General features: G+C 71.6%; 19 protein-coding genes. 9 read left to right on the top strand and 10 right to left on the bottom strand.

The window, feature by feature from the left end; translation table 11 throughout:
* Window positions 1–133 precede the first annotated feature (133 nt).
* On the bottom strand, window positions 134–6,004 hold the full coding sequence (gene mobF / locus QMC84_RS15500) for a MobF family relaxase (RefSeq protein ID WP_300376157.1): 5,871 nt from the start codon (window positions 6,002–6,004) through the stop codon (window positions 134–136).
* Between the two features lie 313 nt (window positions 6,005–6,317).
* Here mobF and QMC84_RS15495 point away from each other — a divergent pair, with 313 nt between their 5' ends.
* Entirely contained in the window at window positions 6,318–6,728 is a 411-nt protein-coding gene (locus tag QMC84_RS15495; protein WP_300376155.1) for a hypothetical protein, read from the top strand.
* Entirely contained in the window at window positions 6,706–7,233 is a 528-nt protein-coding gene (locus tag QMC84_RS15490; RefSeq protein ID WP_300376153.1) for a hypothetical protein, read from the top strand. The genes QMC84_RS15495 and QMC84_RS15490 overlap by 23 nt, the downstream gene beginning before the upstream one ends.
* A 34-nt stretch (window positions 7,234–7,267) precedes the next feature.
* Here QMC84_RS15490 and QMC84_RS15485 read toward each other — a convergent pair whose 3' ends face one another.
* The 9 genes from QMC84_RS15485 to QMC84_RS15445 form a co-directional block, all read right to left on the bottom strand.
* Window positions 7,268–7,537 carry a hypothetical protein gene (locus QMC84_RS15485; protein ID WP_300376151.1) on the bottom strand — a complete coding sequence of 90 codons (270 nt, stop codon included), beginning with the start codon at window positions 7,535–7,537 and terminating at the stop codon, window positions 7,268–7,270.
* Window positions 7,534–7,884, bottom strand: coding sequence for a hypothetical protein (locus tag QMC84_RS15480; protein WP_300376149.1), 351 nt, complete (start codon window positions 7,882–7,884; stop codon window positions 7,534–7,536). The genes QMC84_RS15485 and QMC84_RS15480 overlap by 4 nt, the downstream gene beginning before the upstream one ends.
* Complete coding sequence (locus QMC84_RS15475; protein WP_300376147.1) at window positions 7,881–8,123, bottom strand: hypothetical protein; 243 nt, start codon at window positions 8,121–8,123, stop codon at window positions 7,881–7,883. Before QMC84_RS15475 ends, QMC84_RS15480 begins: the two co-directional genes overlap by 4 nt.
* Window positions 8,120–8,419, bottom strand: a complete 300-nt coding sequence (locus QMC84_RS15470; protein WP_215525920.1) for a hypothetical protein — start codon at window positions 8,417–8,419, stop codon at window positions 8,120–8,122. Before QMC84_RS15470 ends, QMC84_RS15475 begins: the two co-directional genes overlap by 4 nt.
* Entirely contained in the window at window positions 8,416–8,655 is a 240-nt protein-coding gene (locus tag QMC84_RS15465; RefSeq protein WP_300376142.1) for a hypothetical protein, read from the bottom strand. The genes QMC84_RS15470 and QMC84_RS15465 overlap by 4 nt, the downstream gene beginning before the upstream one ends.
* On the bottom strand, window positions 8,652–8,948 hold the full coding sequence (locus QMC84_RS15460) for a hypothetical protein (protein ID WP_300376140.1): 297 nt from the start codon (window positions 8,946–8,948) through the stop codon (window positions 8,652–8,654). The genes QMC84_RS15465 and QMC84_RS15460 overlap by 4 nt, the downstream gene beginning before the upstream one ends.
* A gap of 76 nt (window positions 8,949–9,024) precedes the next feature.
* On the bottom strand, window positions 9,025–10,029 hold the full coding sequence (locus tag QMC84_RS15455; protein ID WP_300376138.1) for a DUF932 domain-containing protein: 1,005 nt from the start codon (window positions 10,027–10,029) through the stop codon (window positions 9,025–9,027).
* A gap of 94 nt (window positions 10,030–10,123) precedes the next feature.
* Window positions 10,124–10,630, bottom strand: a complete 507-nt coding sequence (locus QMC84_RS15450; protein ID WP_300376136.1) for a hypothetical protein — start codon at window positions 10,628–10,630, stop codon at window positions 10,124–10,126.
* Window positions 10,627–11,688: a ParB N-terminal domain-containing protein gene (locus QMC84_RS15445; protein WP_300376134.1), complete on the bottom strand. Its 1,062-nt coding sequence runs from the start codon at window positions 11,686–11,688 to the stop codon at window positions 10,627–10,629. The genes QMC84_RS15450 and QMC84_RS15445 overlap by 4 nt, the downstream gene beginning before the upstream one ends.
* 310 nt (window positions 11,689–11,998) lie before the next feature.
* Here QMC84_RS15445 and QMC84_RS15440 point away from each other — a divergent pair, with 310 nt between their 5' ends.
* From QMC84_RS15440 to QMC84_RS15410, 7 genes are all read left to right on the top strand, one after another.
* Entirely contained in the window at window positions 11,999–12,454 is a 456-nt protein-coding gene (locus QMC84_RS15440) for a hypothetical protein (protein WP_300376132.1), read from the top strand.
* A gap of 241 nt (window positions 12,455–12,695) precedes the next feature.
* A complete protein-coding gene (locus QMC84_RS15435) occupies window positions 12,696–13,085 on the top strand; it encodes a single-stranded DNA-binding protein (RefSeq protein WP_300376130.1) in 390 nt (129 codons plus the stop codon).
* A gap of 14 nt (window positions 13,086–13,099) precedes the next feature.
* On the top strand, window positions 13,100–14,128 hold the full coding sequence (locus QMC84_RS15430; RefSeq protein WP_300376128.1) for a DUF4192 domain-containing protein: 1,029 nt from the start codon (window positions 13,100–13,102) through the stop codon (window positions 14,126–14,128).
* A gap of 11 nt (window positions 14,129–14,139) precedes the next feature.
* A complete protein-coding gene (locus QMC84_RS15425) occupies window positions 14,140–14,295 on the top strand; it encodes a hypothetical protein (RefSeq protein WP_300376126.1) in 156 nt (51 codons plus the stop codon).
* Window positions 14,292–14,969 (top strand): hypothetical protein, encoded by a 678-nt coding sequence (locus QMC84_RS15420; RefSeq protein WP_300376124.1) that lies wholly within the window; start codon window positions 14,292–14,294, stop codon window positions 14,967–14,969. Before QMC84_RS15425 ends, QMC84_RS15420 begins: the two co-directional genes overlap by 4 nt.
* A complete protein-coding gene (gene dprA / locus QMC84_RS15415; protein ID WP_300376122.1) occupies window positions 14,966–16,003 on the top strand; it encodes a DNA-processing protein DprA in 1,038 nt (345 codons plus the stop codon). The genes QMC84_RS15420 and dprA overlap by 4 nt, the downstream gene beginning before the upstream one ends.
* Before the next feature lie 207 nt (window positions 16,004–16,210).
* Window positions 16,211–17,191 carry a M28 family peptidase gene (locus QMC84_RS15410; protein ID WP_300376120.1) on the top strand — a complete coding sequence of 327 codons (981 nt, stop codon included), beginning with the start codon at window positions 16,211–16,213 and terminating at the stop codon, window positions 17,189–17,191.
* Window positions 17,192–17,828: the final 637 nt, after the last annotated feature.

Below are 17,828 nucleotides of genomic sequence, written 5' to 3'. Positions count from 1 at the left end.
TGCGCTACGCGTCGCGGACGTCTCGGCTTCGATAGTTGGCGTCATTCTGGGCCGCAATGTCGCAGGTCTGCACGCGGTTGCCTCGCATGTCCGACAGCTCTTTTGTTGTAGATCTCACGCCTGTGCTCGGGGCCTACCGGCGACGGCCGCGGCGCACTGGGTTCGAAGAGCCGAGCTCTTGTCCAGTACCCACGTAGCGCCGGAGTCTCGGGGCGTCACGGTCGGTGGATTCGGCGTCGTGTTCGCCGAGTCCAACCTGCCGAACCAGACGGTAGCGCAGTTCGCGGGCGGGGGCGTCGCCCAGGGGTGCTGCTGCGACCAGGGCGCTGGTAGCGGCGCTGACGTCGTGGCCTTGCTCGTGGGCCTGTTGCAGCATCGCCGCGGTGGCGGGCCAGTCGCCCTGCTCCACCAGGCGCGGGTCGAGTTCGCACGCGAGCGGCGCCCACCGCTCCGCCGGCGACTTGGCGGAAGCGGCCTCGAGGCGGGCGCGGATCTCGTTGCTGTTGTGCAGCTCGGTCTGGGCTGCCTTGCGGGGGTCGGCATCCCACGTCTTGACCGCGTCGCGCAGGTCCCGGCGCGCCTGCAGTTGGGCGAGCTGAAGGCGGGCGCGTACCTGGTCAATGCCGGGTGCCCAGGCGCGGCTCGGCCGCGCTGCGAGGACTCGCATCGCGGCCACCCAGGCCTGCTCGGGGGCGAGGTTGTCGAGTCGCTCGGAGAGCAGCTGGTCACCCAGCCTCTGGCCGCTGCCCAACGCCGCAGTGAGTGCCGCGGGGCCGCGGTGGGCGAGCAGGTCGGCCGGGTCCAGGCCCTCGGGGAAGCGGGCGTAGCCGGGGTCGAGACCGTGCGGGGTGAGCATCCAGAAGTCGCGCTCGGCCGCGACCTGGCCGGCGAGGTCGGCGTCGGTGGCCACGATCGGGTCGCGGCCGATTCCGCCGAGCTGGGAGGCCTGGTCGTCGGTCAGAGATGTGCCGAGCGGGGCCACGCCGAGGTAGCGGCCGGCGCTGGCCAGCGTGACCGCGATCGCGTCCATGGGGCCCTCGACGATGACCGGGACGGCGCCCTCGGCGAGGTGCTCGTCGACGACGCCGTACAGCTGAGCGCCCTTGTGGAACAGCGGGGTGTCGGCGGTGTTCAGGTACTTCGGGCCGCCCTTGTCGGCGTCGGTGAGGTCAGGTCGGCGTCGGCCGACGAACCCGAGCACCGCACCGTTGTGGACCACCGGGAACATCACTCGGTCCCGGAACCGGTCGATCAGTCGGCCGGTGCTGGCGGTGGTGGCGACCCCGGTGGCCAACATCTCGGCGCCGCTGACGCCACGGTGGCACAGGTGGTCGACCAGGTTGGTCCACCCGGCCGGCGCCTGTCCGGGACGGAAGTGCTCGTGGCCGGCGAGGTCGATCCCGAACCGGCCGGTGAGGTAGTCGCGACCCCACGAGTCGGCGAAACGGGACTCGAAGAAGACCTGCGTGATCTCGTTGATCTCGATCATGCGTTCACGAGTGACGGGGAAGGAGTACCACTCATCGGCTCGCTGGTACATGAGCCGGATGTCGGCGTCGGTCGGCTCGAGCGGGGTGCCGCCGAGGTCGCGGATGTACGCGGCCAGCGTCAGGTCGCCCTCAACGAACTGCTCCTCGTCGACGTCGTCGGCCGCCGACGGGGCGACGTCGACATGGTCGATCGCCTCGTCCGGCTCGGGCTGGTCGACCAGGTGGTCGCCGTCGGCCTCGAGGTCGTGCGGGAGCGGCCATTCGATGTCGTCGGGGTGGTCGACCAACGTGGCCGGGTCGGGCTCGACGCCGTCCCACATGTCCACCGGCGGCTCGTCGAAGTGGTAGTCGTGCTCGTGCTGGTCGGGGATCGGTTCGAGGGCGATCGATGTTCGCCACACCAGCGCCTGGCACTCGTCGACGTCGTCGGAGGGCAGGGCGGACCCGGCCGACAGCAGGGCTTCGAGCTGCCAGCCGCGCTGCAGTCCGTGGTCGACATTGGAGACCAGCGCGGGCCACCAGGCGCTCGCCTGGATGTGGGCGGCCCGCTCCTCGCCGAGCAGTTTGGGTAACTGCGCTGCCCAGCTGGTGGTGACCCCCTCGCCGTGAGAGCCGTCCCCGACCTGGGCGGCCACGGCGGGCGAGAGGTGGCGTGCCATGCGCCACCAAAGCGCCGCCGCGGCGTGCTCATCAGGAAGAGGTCCGGCCGCAGTGCCGGTCGCCGTGGCGGTGCGGAGCAGTTGGTGGGCCTGAACGCGGGCGCGCGACATGGCCGCGAGCCGTTCGGCCAGGAGCGGGGTGAACTCGTCGCCGCGGACCTGCGGGGCCAGCGAGTAGAGCAGTTGGCGCCATTCCGTGAGCGCCGGGGTGTGGTCTCCGGTGATGCGCCGGTTGAGCCGTCGCTGGTAGGTGGAGGATGCCTTCTGTAGCTGCGGCGCGCCGGTCGGGCGACGGTCGTCGACGGGGACCTGCATGGCCGCTCGCCAGACCTCGACGTCGGCCACCGTGTCGGTGTAGGGTCGGATCCCGTTCTGCGCCCAGGTCGGCAGCGACGTCTGTGCCGCGGCCCGGTCGCGGACCTCGTCGGCGAGCTGGTCGACCAGGTGCGCGCGCTGGTCGAGGTAGGCACCCCAGTGCGGGTCGTCGGCCAGGCGCTCCGGTACGCCGGGCATCCAGGGCAGTGGGCCGGTGCCGGCGTTGCGCATGCCGGAGGCGTCCAGCCGCCAGTCGAGCACCGCGGCGCGGTCCTCGGCCGAGACCAGTTCTCGGTCGCTCGCGGCCGTCCGCAGCGCCTCCACGGGGTTCTCACCCGCTGCGCCAAGCAGCAGCAGATGGGCGCGCAGCGTGGGCCAGGCAGCCTCATCGGCCAGTCCGGGGAGCAGCTGGTCGACGGTGCTGTCCAGGGCCTCGACGACATCGGGACCGACGACGTTCTCGGCGGCGACGTAGAGGCTGTCGAGGTAGCGCTGGGCTGCCTCACCGAGCCGGGTGGCGGGGTCGGCCTGATCGCGCATGAGGCTGGTCGCGGACCGCTGGGCGTCGTCGCGGGCCAGCATCGACTCGAGGATGTCGGTCGGGGTGAGCGGGCGGACCAGGGTCGGGTGGATCACCGAGTGCGGGTCGCCGTCCCCGACGACCTCGAGGTAGACGTGGTTGCCGCTCTTGCCTCGGGTGAGCATCGTGTAGAGTTGCTGGCGCGACTCGTTGCCGGTGGCCAGCCCGTGCATGGTGTCGGCGGTGACGCCCTGGGCGGTGTGCACGGTGCAGGCGTAGCCGAGCTCGGTGGAGGTCTCGACGTACTCCTGGGGGAGGCGGACGGTGCGGCCGTGTTGGGTGTGCTGCACGGTCAGGTCGCCGCCCTCGTGGAGGTCGAGGACGGTCCACCGGTCGCCGTTCTTGACCCAGTCGGTGGCCGAGGTGCGCAGCTTGCGGTCGTTGGTGCGGGTGATGATCAGCTCGCCGATGCTGGCCTCGTTGCCGTCGGCCAGGCGCCGGGCCGGGCCGGGCCTCGCGGGGTCGGCCCCCTCGAGTCGGTGGGCGCGGGCCTGCTGGTTGAGCTCGCTGACCAGCTCGCGGGTCGGGGCGAGCATGATTGCATCCAGCCCCGCTGCACGGTCGGCCTGCCAGGCCGCGAACACGTCCTCGGTTATGGTGGCCAGGTCGCCCACGTGCACCCGGTCGCGGTCGAGGTAGAACCCGAGCGCCTCGCCCTTGCCCTCGCGCAGCGCCAGCGAGGCGGCGCCTTCGGCCGGGTCGGTGAACCGGACGAGCTCGGTCAGCTGCAGCGCGCCGTGGGTGGCGCGGATGTCGCGCAGCACGCCGCCGGCGCCGATCGCGGCGAGCTGTTGGTCGTCGCCGACCAGGCGGACGCTGCCGCCGCGCTCGAGGACGTGCTGCACGGCGATGTCCAGGGAGAGCGTGTCGGCCATGCCGGCCTCGTCGATCACCACGAGCGTCTGGGGGCCGATGCCGGCGACCCAGTCAGGCACCTCGCCGCCGGTGACCTGGGACTGCTCGAGTGAGTGGGTGAGTTTGGCGAGGGTGTCGGTCTGGGTGTCGATCTGGGAGCCCATGGACTGGCGTAGGGCGTCGGCGGCCGCGGCTGATGGGGCGAGGCCGATCACACTGCCGCCGCCGTCGGTCCAGGCCTGGGCGAGCGCCCGCATCGCGGTGGTCTTGCCCGAGCCGGCGGGCGCGATCGCCAGCTGCAGCCGGGCGCCGGAGGTGGCCATCTCCTTGACCAAGGTGGCCTGGCCGGCGTTGAGGGTGACCCCGTTGGCTTCGGACTCCAGGAGAGCCAGGGCGACGTTCTGCTCTTCGACCGCGTAGCCGTCGCGGCGGCCGGCGGCCTCCACGAGGCGCTCTTCGGCGGCCAGGACCTTGCTCGAGGTGAACAGGTGGACGCCGCCGACGGTGTAGACCGAGGCGCCGTCCAGCTTGCGCAGCTCGGGCGGCTCGGAGATCTCGTCGAAGGGGCGAGTGATGCTGACCGAGCGGCCGTCGAGAACCTCGCTGACCAGCAGGCCGACGACGGTGCTGACCTGGTCGGTGGGCACGTTGGCGGCCCGCACCTGGCGCTGGGCCTCGGCGTAGACGTGCCAGTACTGCCAGGTGGCGCGGCCGCCTTCCATCGTCGTCACGATCCGATCGCTGATCTTGGCGAACCACGCCGCGTCGGCGACCGGGGCGGTCGCGGCGGCGGTCGGGTTGAGTGCGCCGTGGAGCATCTGCTGGAGGCCTCGCGGTGAGCCGAGGACCTCGACCGCCTCGCGGTTCCAGGCCTCCCGCTGCTCGGCCAGCGAGCTCGGCTCGTGCTTGGCGTCGCGGGTCTCCAGCGTGGCCCGCTGGGCCAGCTGCAGCGTCTCGATCGGTGTCGGCGGGCGTCCGTGGGATGCCTGGAACTCGGCGGCCAGCACCTTGCGGCGGGCCTCGACGCTGACGCGGCGCTTGGAGAAGCGGTGGTTGAGGTCGGGGTCGACGCCGACGATCTCGCGCACCGGCCGCTTCCGGGCGTCGGGATTCGGGCGCTCCGCAAATCGCACCCCCAGCGCGTCGCCCAGGTGCCGCTCGAGCGCAGTGTTGTAGGTCTCCGAGGCAGAGACCTTGGCCTTGTAGAGCAGCCGGCCGTCGATCGCCAGCCACTTCCCGTCGAGGGTCTGGACCTTGTTCGCGACCGCGACGTGGGTGTGCAGATCCGGGTCGCCGGCGCGGGAGTCGCGGTGGGTGAACGCCGTGGCCAGCAGGCCGCGGACGTTGACCTGGCGGATCCCGTTGGTGCCCTGGCGGGTGAACAGCGCCTTGGTCTCGATGAAGTGCAGCGCGTCCTTGATCGCCGCCTGGTGGGCGCGCTCGATGACCGCGGCGGTCTTGGGGTCGGCCAGTGCCCACAGCACCGAGACACTCTTCACCGGCGAGAAGGTGAGGTCGTATCCGGCCACGGCGTTGGTCTTGGGCCGCGAGTGCTTGGCGATCGTGGCGGCGAGCTCGCGCGCGTCGGCAGGCTCGCGGCCGTGCTCGGCCCGGAAGAAGTCACGCCCGACCTCGGTGCGAATCCGTGCCCGCTCCTGCGCGGGGACCGGCCAGTCGCCCGGCAGCCCGGCGACCTCGTTGACGGCCGCGAGGCGCTTGGCGACCTCGACCCGGAAGGCGCTGACGTCGTTCTCGTAGACCTTGTACGGGGTACCGAGACGAGCGGCCGCCTTGTAGTCGGCCTCGGTCGGGCTCGCGACGTCGGCGCGACCGACCCGCAGATCCAGCTCCTTGATCCGCTGGTCTGCGAGGGGGTGGTGGCCGGCGCCGAACAGTGCCGACATGTGGTCGGCGGTCACGATGTCGCCGGCGTTCAGGCCCTCGATGCCCGCCATGCCGGACCCGACCCACACGCCGGGAGTCTCGCCCTTCTCGGTGTAGTAGCTCGCGAGCCCGACGTGACCCTTGTCGGTGGCGTCCATCGCTGCGACCTGGCGGGTCAGGTAGTCGTACCCCGACCCGGCCGTCAGCTTGTGGAGGCTCATCGTCACGGGCACCTACGTCCGACCGGGGCCTGGGAACGATCAATTTCGCAGCGAAATTACGTCTGTTCTTTCTATTCGGCGAACCGGGAATGCACTAGGTGTGTGGCACTTGGGAGTTCGCGGAAATCTGGGGGGACGCTGGGGTGCGTCGGTGACGGCTGGGGCGTCGGGTTCGGATCGGCTGGGCTGGACGGTGTTGGGCTGGGTCGCTGGGGGAGCGGTTTTGAAGGTTTCTGGGGTTCGGTGATCGCTCGGGGACCGGGAAATGTCGTAGGTGACTGTCAGAGTCCATGTCGACACGAGTGAGGACCGGATGAGTCAGCAGACGATCAAGCAGCAGGCGCGGCGTACGGCGCGGGAGATGGCCGAGAAGCGGCGCAAGGAGCGGGAGGAGCGGGAGCGCCGGGTGATCGGCCTGGCCGAGCGGGTGATGGTCGCGATCGGTGAGCGCGATGCGGCGGTGGCTGAGACCGAGAAGCGTGCCGGTGAGGCGCTGCGGGAGTTGACCGAGCGGGAGGGCCTGTCGCTGGGCGAGGCCGTCGAGTGGTGCGGCGAGACGGTGACGGTGCGCGAGGCGACGCGGCTGCGGCGGCTCGCCAGTGGGTCCCAGGGCGACGACGGCAGCGAGCAGGGCGGCGAGCGTGACGGCGCGCAGGCGGGCGACGCTGCGGCGGTCGCCGGTGCTGGGAGTGGGGGAGCGGGTGCCGGTTCGTCGGCTGGATGACGCCGGCCTCGCTGCGGTCGCTGCGGCGATTGCCGACCCGGGCGTGCTGGCGCGGTACCGGGCGAAGGTTGCCACGGTGCCGGGGAGCGAGTGCCTGTGGTGGACCGGTGCGGTGTCCGGTCGGTCTGATCGTGAGCGCACGGACGGCGGCGGGCATGGCCGGTTCTGGTACGCGCCGGGGCGGGTGATCATCGCGCACCGGTTCGCGTTCGCGGTGATGAACGGGGTGGACGCGCTCGCGGAGGCGCGGCTGCTCGGGCATCGGTGTCACAACCCGCTGTGCCAGCGGATCGCACCGAAACATGTCGTGGTGTCGAGCGCGGCGCAGAACCGCCGGGAGTGGTCCGTGCAGCGGCGGCTGCCCTATAGCCCGCTGGCCGACCCGCGCGGGCCACGTAAGCGGGCACGGGAACTGCGCGACCTCGCGCGTGAGAACCCGCAGCTGGTGGCCGACGACCTCGCGCGGCTCCAGGAGCTGCTAGGGGACCAGCTGACCCTGTGGTGAGGCGGCTGCGGGAGGTGCCGCGCTCACCACAGGGTCACGCCTCGTGAGCGGTGGTGTGGAAGGTGAGAGAGGAGACCTGCCCGTCCTTGGGGACGCGCGCGGTGTGGTCGGGGCACAGGTGCCCGCCGTCGTGGCTGATCCACCCCTCCGGGGGGTCGGCCCAATCGGCGGTGAGGAACAGGTCGCCTTGGTCCAGCCGCACCGTGGTGGCGGCGCGACAGGCTGAACGGTGCCCGGGCTTCCCTCCGATGAAGTCGCAGGTGAAGTACGCGGACTGGTAGGCGGGCAGGGCGTGGACGCTCACGCGGGTTCCCCGTCCAGGAGCCGCCCGAGTGTCTCCCACAGGTCGAGGTAGCCGTCAGCGTCCTCGGGCGACTGCTCGCCCCACTTGGCGTGAAGGTCGCGGATGCGGTCGAGTCGGTCGAGGCGGTCGGGGAGCGCGTCACGGGCGGCGGCGATGAACTCGACGTCGGCGGCGTGGCCGGTGGTCTTGAGGCCAAGCCTGTGGTCGTGGCCGGTGTAGTAGGGCACGAGGATGTTGTCGGGCAGCAGGGCGTCGGCGGCGGTGGCGCGGATCTTGTCACCGTCCGGAGTCCAGGGGCCGGGGGTGGCGCGTGCCTCCAGGGCGCGCATGGTGGCGTCGTCGCTCATGCGGGCTGGCCCTCCCGAGCGGCGAGGTCGAGGCGTCCCGATGCGGCGGTCGCCACGGCGGTGATCCGGGCGGCCAGCGCCCGCAACTCGGCGGGCGTGCCCTGAATCGCCACCACGTCGTCACCGGCCAGCGTCAGCACCGGCTGACGATGCTCACCGGCACCCACCCAGTCCTCGCCCGGGGTGAACACCTGGACGCTGGTCTCCCGAGCGGCCAGCCACTCGATGTGCGCGCTCACGGGGTCACCTCGGCGGGCGCGGTGCCGATGAGGCGGCGGAACGCCTCCACGTCGGCCTCGAGGGAGAACAGTCGGCGCCGGTGCTTGTCGCTCTCGGCGGCGACCTCGCCCAGGACTTCCGCGAGCCCGTGGAGGAAGGCCACCACGGCATCGGCGTCGACGGCATCGCCCATCGCGACCCACGGCTTGGGCACCCGCTCGGTGGCGGCGTAGGGCATCGCGGACATGGCGGCTCGGATGCGGCGCTGGTCGCGCTCGCTGATCACCGTCGTGGTTGAAGCGGCGTCGTTGGTCATGACTGCTCCTGTTCGGTGGTGCGGTGGGTGTGCTCGGCGTGCAGGGCGTCCAGCGCCGTGGCGACGCTGGCCAGGGCCGCGTCCAGGTGGGTGCGGGCGGTCTCGGGGGTCCAGCGGCGTACGTCGCGCAGCCGGTGCTCGATGACGATCAGGTCGCAGGCCGTCTCGCTGAGCGTGTGTCGGTCCTTGGCGGCGCTGGCCTCGACGTCGGCGGGCGTGGTGGTCGGCTGGCTCATCGCAGGACGTCCTCGACTGCGCGGCGCTTGGCCTCGTCGAGCGTGCGGGTGTTGATCGCCCAGTGCTGCCCGTAGCCGCCGTCGATGTCGGCGTAGAGCCCCGGGGCGAGGTAGGTCGCGTGGTCGCCGGGCGTGATCCGGATCAGGTACGTGCGCCCGTGCGCGTGGACGCTGGCGGTGTGCGCGGTCCAGCGGCCCGGCCAGCGGTCGTCGGCGTCTGCGGTGTGCCACTCCACCGGCGTGCTGTCGGGCGTCGTCGGGGCGGCGCTGGCGTGGGTGGTCGTGTCGGTCATGGCTCCTCCTTCGGTTGGGCCGGTGGCGGGCCGGACTCGGGGTCTCAGCCCGCCACCGGAGGAACTGGCGGAACGGTCAGGCCGGGGCGAGCGCGGTCCAGGCGCGGCGCTTGATCCGGTCGGGGTCGTCGCTGGTGAGCACGCGCGTGGCGCGGGCGGTGTGCTCGTCACCCTTGGTGCGGACCGGGGCGTAGTGGTCGACGTACTCAGCCACGGCCTGGTAGCCGGCCCACGCGGTGTCGCGGATGCCGGCCTGGGTGTCGGCGTCGGCGAACAGCCAGTGCAGTCGGGAGCGGCGACGGCGCTCGGTCTCGCGGACTCGCTTGGTGGCGTTCGCCTCGGCCTTGCCGAACGTGGCGTCGATCAGGGCGTCGAACGCGGCGTCGGTCATGGTCTGCTGGATCAGCCGCTCGGCCTCGACCTGGAACGCGTCGACGTAGGTGAAGGTCAGCCCGAGCGCGTCGCGGGCGGCCTGCACGGCGGCCTTGGCGTTGCGGGTGTGCCGGATCGAGAACGACGACTCGTGGTTGCGCAGGGCCGCGCTCTGAGTGTTCGCGCAGACGACGCGGACCGGGGTGACGAGGACGCGGAACGCGCTGGTGCCGTCGTGGCTGTTGAGCGCGGCGATGTTGAGGTCGACGCGGTCGGTACCGCCGACCGTGAGCGAGTCCGGCAGCTGCATCGTGATGAACACCTGCCGCCCGCCGCGCAGCGACCCGGCGGTGTCGAAGATCGCGCCCGACTCGTCGGCCAGCAGGTTCAGGAACTCGGCGTGGTCCTCGTTCTGCAGCGGGGTGTAGCCGCCGCCTACGACGCCGAGCGCCTCGGGTGCTCCGGTGAACGGGTTGGTGCGCACCGTAGCGAAGCCGGGGACCTCGATCGGGGTGACGCCGCCCTCGCTGACCTCGGCGGTGGTGAGCGGCAACTTGCGGACGTCCCAGCCGCCCAGGTGGCCGAGCCTCATGGCCTCCTCGGCGGTGAACGCGCGGTCGCGCACGGTGGTGCCCAGGCGGTGCCAGGCGTCCTTGCGGGCGAAGACGGCTGCGGCCTGCGTGCCGTGGGTCTCGATCTCGTGTGACATGTCGGGGTCCTCCCGGGTAGCGGATCAAACGAACTGAATTCCACTCAGGGCGGTTCTCCACAGGAAGAACCGCCCTCAGGGGGAGGGGAGCCGATCAGGCGGCGCTGTCGCTGGCCTCGTCGTCGGCGTCGGCGTCGGCGTCGGCGTCGTCCTCGGTGCTCGGCTGCGGCTCCTCGCCGAGCAGGATCCGCTCGACCTCGCTGGGCTGGTAGCCCCACTCCACGAGCGCGCCGAGCACACGGGCGTCCCACGCGCTCGGGTTGCGCCACGAGTGCTTGCCGGTCGTGGCCTCCCACGCGGCGACGATCGCGGCGAGGGTGGTCATGGTCGCGGCCTTCGGCGTGCTCGCCTTGGTCGCGATCTTGTGGCACTCCTCGTACCCCGCGCCGTAGTAGCCGGTCGGGACGTCGATCCCGAGCAGCGTGAAGAGCATCGGGTGCCGGTGGTCCATGGCCTTGCTCAGCGAGTGGTGGCCGGTCACGACGGCCTCGCAGATCAGGGCCTCGGCACCCTTCGGGGCGGTCTTGCGGGCCACGAACGTGGCCAGCCACTCGCGGCGCACCGTCTCCGCGCTCGCCCAGGCCTTGTTGTTGGCGATCACGCGGCGGCGCTCCTCGCGGCGGGCCTCGGCCTCCTCCTCGCTCTCGCCGCCGTCGTCGGCGCTGGCGGTGCTGCTGGACCCGCCGCCGCGACGACGCAGGCCGGACGCGTCGAGGTCGGTGACGACCCCCACACCGGCACGTACTGCTGGTAGGGCTCGGCGGGCGCGTCGTCCTCGTGCTCCTCGTCGTACTCGTCCTCGGGGTAGACCCGCTCCTTGACGACCTGGACGTGAGCGCCGGGAACGTTGGGCCACTCCTCCTCGGGCAGCGACTCGCCGCCCTCGGTGACCAGCCGCTCGATGCGCAGCACCTCGTCGGCCTCCGCGACCTCCTCGGCGCTCAGCACCGGCAGACCCTCGGCGCGCAGCCGCTCGACCTCGGCGGCGTCGGCCTCGCGCTCGGCGGCCTCGTCGCGCAGCCGCTGGGCCTCGTGCGCGAGCGAGCGACGCCTCCGCTTGGCATTCTCCAGGCGCTCGACGGCCTCGGGGTCGTGCTCGAACTCGGCGAAGGTCGCGGCCTCCTCCAACGTCAGGTCACCGGAGTCGAGCCGGTTGCGGCTCTGGTCGGCCTTGGTGACCACCAGAGCGGCGTTCACGGTCGGGCGGTCGATGCTGGTGCGCTTGGCGATCTGCGCGGCGCTGACGCCGAGCAGGGCCAGCTGCTCGACGCCTGCGACGATCTCGGGCTCGCGCATCCCGGCGCGGTGGATGTTCTCGACCATCTGGTCCCCGATCCGGTCGGCGTCGGCGGGCTGGGGGACGACGCGGGCAGGGATCAGGCCGGTGGGGGTGCCGACCTCGGCGGCGGTGACGGTCCGGCGCTGTCCGCGCAGCAGGACGTACTGGCCGTCCTCGTTGCGGTAGACCGTGACGGCCTCCAGCACGCCGCGCTCCTTGATCGACTTGCGGAACTCCTTGTGGTCGGGGCGCAGGTCGGTTCGGACGTTCGTGCCGATGATGATCTCGGCGGGGTCGAGGTGCAGGAACTCCTCAGCCTGTACGGCCTCGGAGGCCTCGTCGGTGGCGGTGTCGGCGGGGGTCTGGATGGTGTCGGTCATGCGGCTGTCCTCCATGAGTAGAATAGAAAGAACTGACAGGACTAAGTCTCCCAGCGGGGGCCGACGCCTACCGGGCCACAGGGCGGACCTGTGGAAAGGTGGGCACCCGGCGAGGGCGGGGAAAACCCGGCCTCACCGGGCGCGGACTCCGCTGCGGCGGCGCGGCGCAGCTGCACCTCGTAGCTGGCTGGAACGGAAGGAGTCGAGCGAGGGTGGGAACGGCTGCGCAGGGCCCCGACCGGGAATGCAGCGTCGTTGGTGTTAGCCGCTGCAGCGCGACGCCGGCGGAGGAGACCAGGGGAGTGATCAGGTGACGAGCCAGACCACGATCCCGGTCGGGATCTACTGGAAACCCGGCGTGTGGGACCTCGCACGATCGGCCTACCTCGCAGACCTGGACACCGACGCCGACTCACCCGGCTCGTTCGTTGGCTGGCTCGCCCAGGCGCTCGAGCTCCACGCCCGGCGCTCACCGCAGCAGCGGGCCGAGCTCGCGGCCGCGGGCGCGAAGCATCCCGCCCTGGTCAGCGTGACCCGCAAGAGTTTTAACAAGAAGCACGACCTGCCCGCCTCGACCATCGAGGCAGTCGAAGACGCGCTCGTGGCCGACCGTCAGGAGCTCGGCCGGATGCTCGCCCGCTCGGCGTTCGCCCAGGAGGCAGTGATCCTCGCGGCCGGGGAGGCCCGCCGGCGCCTGGGCCGCGAGCTGCCGCCGCCACCGCAGAAGCTCAGCAACCGACCGCCGCGCCGCCGGCCTGCCCGGTAGCCGGCGAGGAACGACGACGCCCGCAGTTGGGTCGGCACCTGGTCCTAGCCTGCTTCCCAGCGCCCCGATCCGGTACCCGAGAGCCGGTCGGGGCGCGTCTGCGTGCCCCGGGCCCGCTGCGCCGCCAGCCGGGCTCGAGCGATGGAAAACAACTTCGCCCGATGTGATCGCTGCCGGGCCTGGATGACACCTAGGTGACTGCGGGACCCATCAACGTCTCGCAGTCACCTAGGAGGAAGCCATGTCCACCACCGTCACCTTCGCCGGCAACCTGGCCGAGGCACCGGAGCTGCACCACACCCGGGAGGACAAGCCGTTCGTCACCTGCCGCGTCCTGGTCAACCGTCGAGTCCAGAACGACCAGGGGGAGTGGGTCAGCGACGAGCCCACCGCCCACAACGTCAAGATCTTCGGCTCGGCCGCCACCCACGTACACGACAGCTGCGGATCCGGCGACCCGATCTTCGTCCACGGCCTCGAGCGCACCGAGAGCTGGCCGGACAAGGAGACCGGCGAGAAGCGCACCAAGGACGTCGTGGTCGTCGACAACCGCTTCGGCGAGGTCGGCATCTCGCTCAAGTACGTGTCCGCGCGCATCGACCGCGCCCCGCACGCGGCCCAGGCCAGCTGAGGAGGTTCACTCCGATGGATCTCGTCGTTCAGTCCCCGGACGAGCTGCTCGCCGCGGTGCCGCACGTCCTCGGCTTCAAGCCCGAGGAGTCGATCGTCCTGGTGCCCTTCCGGCCCGGACTGCCGATCACCCGCGTTGACCTGCCCCGGACCGCCACCGATCGCGAGGAGGTCTGGGACGCACTCAGCGGCCCGTACGGCCGCCACGCCCGGCCCGGTGCCCGCCTGGCCATCATCTGCATCACCGAGGACCGCCGCAGCGCCGAGCTGGCCAGCCAGCACCTGTCCAACCGGCTCCAAGACCTCGGCATCACCACCCACATCAGGCTTTGGTCCGACGGCGAGCGCTGGCGCGAGTTCAACACCGGCCAGACCGGGCTGCAGACCCCGTCGACCGCTGAGCGGATCGCGGCCGCGACCGTGATCACCGGCGCCGCCCAGCCGGCCGCCAGCCGCGAGTCCCTGGCCGCCTCGATGGTCGGCGACCGTGAGCCGATCGCCCAGCTGCTCCCCGCGGCTCGAGCGGCGGCCGCGGCCAGCACGCCCGCTGCGGAGCGTGACTGGGCACTGGACCGGCTTGAGCAGTTCCACGCCGACGGCAACCGGCTCTCCGATGTCGACGGCGCGCGGATGCTGGTGGCCCTGGAGACGATCAGCACCCGGGACGCGCTCTGGGAGGACATGAGTCGGGAGAACTCCACCTCCCACATGGCCATCTGGACCGACCTCACCCGCCGCGGCCCGGACGAGGTCCGCGCGGCGCCGGCCTCCATGCTCGGCTTTGCCGGCTGGCTGCACGGCGACGGCGCCAAGGCCTGGTGCGCGCTCGACCAGGTGCCCGTCGACCGGCCCTACTCCATGGCCGCCATCGTCGCCTCGGCCTTGCAGAACGGCATCCACCCCCGCGAGTGGGAGCGATACCAGACCCAGATGCGCGACATCGCCGCCGACTTGGACGAGTCCTTCGTCCCCAAGCCACCCGGCCAGCAGCGCGACATCCCGGGCACGCAGCCCGTCACCGACCGCCCGGCCCCGGGCCGCTGAGGAGGACCGCGATGAACCACGACGACGCCACCCCGGTGCAGCACAGTGCGACCGAGCGACAGCTGCGACGCCTGGTCGTGCCCGAGCCCGCGGCCTACGCCCCCGACAAGCGCCTGGACGTCATCCACGAACCCGACCTCGACCTGCTGTGGGGAGGCCAGGAATGAGCACCCCTCGCACCGACGTCGATGAATGGGTGCTCGCGAGCGCGGCGGAGGTCGCCCGGAATGTTGCACGCCACGGCGTGCCCATCACGTGGTCGGAGGCAGCGGAACGGCTGCGACGCACCGTCGAACTGTTGTCCGGGCCGGTTTTCGTCGTCGACGACGGTGGCACGTTCACTCCGTTGCCCCAGCAGGAAATTCCCCGGTGGCAGGAGACCGGGTTCGCAGAGTCTGTCGCCTGCGCTGCCGTTCACTACGCAGGCCAGCCCTACTACCCGGAGAACCCCCAGAGTTCGCGAGTCGAGCTCGCGATTCCCTGGGACACCGCAACTTCGCTGGTGCATCTGCTCAGCGCACTCTTGGTTGCGCGGCTCACCGGCCCCACTCCCAGCTGCAACGAGGAGCAAGTTGAAGCGGCGCAGCTGCTGAACAGGCTCAGCGCCGACGTGGCCTTCGAGTTCTCGCGTGACGACGACGCACTCCTGGGCGACGAGGAGAAGGTGGGGGAGCGCGTCTACCTCCTGATGCAATCCTGCGATGTCTGGCAGGCACTGGACCTCCTGGGCAACGGGAGGGAAGCGCTCCGGCTCGCCGGCGTAACGGACATGGAGATCTTGGACCTCACCCATTGGGAGGCCAGCTGCTGGCTGTTCGGACCCTACGAGCAGGCGTCATGAGCACCCCGCACGCCGACGTCGACGACGCCGACAGGCTGGCCCGCGTCAAGCTGAGCAGCGCCATCGAGCCCGGCGACCTGCGCGTCACCGGCCTGGTCAGCGAGCTCGGCGCCGTCAAGGTCCTGGACTACCTCGAGGCCGCCGGCGAGGTGGAGAACCACTGGGGCGTCACCATCGGCCACGAGCTCGCTCACGTCGATCCCGCCAAGGTCCTTGAGCAGGCCGCCGGTCAGGGCATCCGGTTCGTCATCCCCGGCGATGCCGAATGGCCCGACCAGCTCGCGGGCCTGCGTGGCGCCGGCGCACTGCACGATCGCGGCGGCGAACCCGTCGGACTGTGGATCAGGGGAGCGGCTGACCTCCAGCAGCTCGCAGCCAACGCCGTGGCCGTGGTTGGGTCGCGCGCCGCGACAAGCTACGGCACACACCAGGCGACGGAGCTGAGCCGGGACCTCGCGACCATGGGCCACACCGTCGTCAGCGGACTCGCGTACGGCGTGGACCAGGCAGCGCATCGCGGCGCCCTCCTCGCCGGCGGCCCGACCATCGCCGTCATGCCCTGCGGGGTCGACCGGCCCTACCCGGTCGCGCACGCCCAGCTACTCGAGGCGATCGCCGACCGCGGCCTGGTCGTCGCCGAGGCGCCACCGGGAACCGCGCCCACCCGCGCCCGGTTCCTCGCCCGAAACAGGATCGTCGCCGGCCTGGCCGAAGGCACCGTGGTCGTCGAGGGCGCCATCCGCAGCGGCGCCCTCAGCACAGCCCGGTGGTCCGAGGCCCTGCACCGACCCGTCATGGGCGTCCCAGGGCCCGTCACTAGCGCCGCCTCAGTCGGTGTGAATCAGCTGATCCGTCTCGGCCAGGCCAGCATCGTCACCACCGCTCAGGAGGTCATCACCGACCTCACCACCCACGCCTACTCGGCCGCCGCGGCGAGGGATCAGCTCGACGAGTCCTTCGTCCCCGGACCGGTGCGCGCGCCGCAGGGCCAGATCCCGAACTCGATCGCGCCGGCCGCTGCGCCTCGGCGATGAGCCCAACCGGGCCCCTGTGGATAACCCGATGTTGCCGGTGTCCGCGCCTACGCTGCTGAACTGACAAGGAGGCAACACCGATGATCAACCTGACCGACCCCCCGGCCGCGCCGGCCGTCTGCGTCGACTGGATCTGGACCGTGAGCGTTGAGCGCGTCCTGGAGGGTCCGCCGGACCTGCTCAGCTGGGCGAACTGACCAGCTGCTCGTGACAAGCGAACTGCGGCTCCGCCGCGACGTCGACGCGCTCTGCCCGACGCCGCGGCACCGCGACGTGCCCGGCAGCCTCCAGGCCGCCCGGGCGCACTGCCGCGAACAGCTCGATGAGGCCGGCTGGACCGTGGAGGAGCGGATCTTCCGCCGGCGGCCGGCGCTGCGGCTCTCTGACGCCGGGCACCCGGTCTCGCCCCTTGCCATGCGCTGGATGTCCGACCTCGAGGGCGTCAACCTGCTCGGGACGCCACCCGGCCATCCTGGCCACCAGGCCGGCGACGTCCTGCTCGTGGCACACCTCGACACCGTCCGCTGCAGTACCGGAGCCGACGACAACGCCTCGGGCGTCGCCGTGACGCTCGAGGTCGCTCGTCAGCTGCGAGGGCGCGACCACCGCGTGGTGATCGCGCTCGTCGACCTCGAGGAGCTGTGGCACCTCGGATCCCGCGAACTGGCGCGGACGCTTCCGCGCCCGGGCTTGGTGGTGTGCCTCGACGCCGTCGGCTTCTTCGACGAGCGGCCGCGGACCCAACGCCTCCCTGCCGGCCTTGGCCTCCGGTTCCCGGCACTGGCGCGCCAGCTGCGCGGGAACGAGCACCGCGGCAACTTCCTGCTGGCCGTCCACCGCAGATCGTCGGCGGCCTTCGCGGCCTGCTGGGCGCGCGCAGCCACCACAGCGGGTCTGCCGGCAGCCCAGCTGCGCGACCCGCGTTGGAATGGCCGCGGCCAGCGGATCACGCATTGGGTCAACCCGCTCCTGATGGATCTCGACCGATCCGACCACGAGCCGTTCTGGCGCCGCGGGATCCCTGCCGTGCTGCTGACCGGCACCGCGACCCTCCGCAGCCCGCACTACCACCGCGACTCCGACACCCCGGACACACTCGACTACGCCCGGCTCGCCCAGGTCGCCGACTCCCTGGCCGCCACGCTTGCAGGCGCCCCGGCCGATCTCGGTCTCACCGAGCGGCGCTAGCCGACCTGGCCGGTCCAGTTCGGGTCGACCGGGACCGGGATCAGGTCCTCGACCCGCAGCCAGTCCATCTTCACGACCGGCTTGAGCGCGGCATCGTCATGCCAGACCACCAAGGCCTCCCAGCGACGCCCCTCACGTTTCCAGTCGAGGATGAGTCCCGGGACGGCTTGAGCCGACCCGGGGTCCGGATCAGCACGAACCGCACGTCGCCGTACGGCCGCCACGCGTCGTTCTTCGGCGGGTTGGCAGACACGACGCCACTCACTCGGTGCTGAGCAGCTCGGCCGGCACCCACTCCTCGACCGTGGCTCAGCGCCCCGGCCGCAGCTGCGCCACGTAGACGACCCTGCCCTCCCAGAGGTGTCCCGCACGACGCCACTCCAGGAGCAGACCGGGGCGAGGCTGAGAGCCATCGACGGGCACGCCGATCCAGCAGTGTCGACCTGGGTGCTCAGGTCCTCCGGCCGTGCTGCTGGTTGCCGGCGGCCCCGCTGGCTCTTGGTGCTGGTCGACGCGGACGCGGTCCTTCAAGGGGATGCCCGCCCCGCGCCCGTAACCGCCTGCTGTAACCGCCTGCCATGCCCCTTAGCCTCGATCCACCGATGAACTGGGCCTGGTGAGCGCGTCGTGAAGTGAG

It is taken from the genome of Nocardioides sp. (assembly GCF_030019515.1).
GTDB lineage: Bacteria > Actinomycetota > Actinomycetes > Propionibacteriales > Nocardioidaceae > Nocardioides.
Note: the sequence above shows the minus strand (reverse complement) of the source record. Positions and strands in the feature narration are given on the sequence as shown.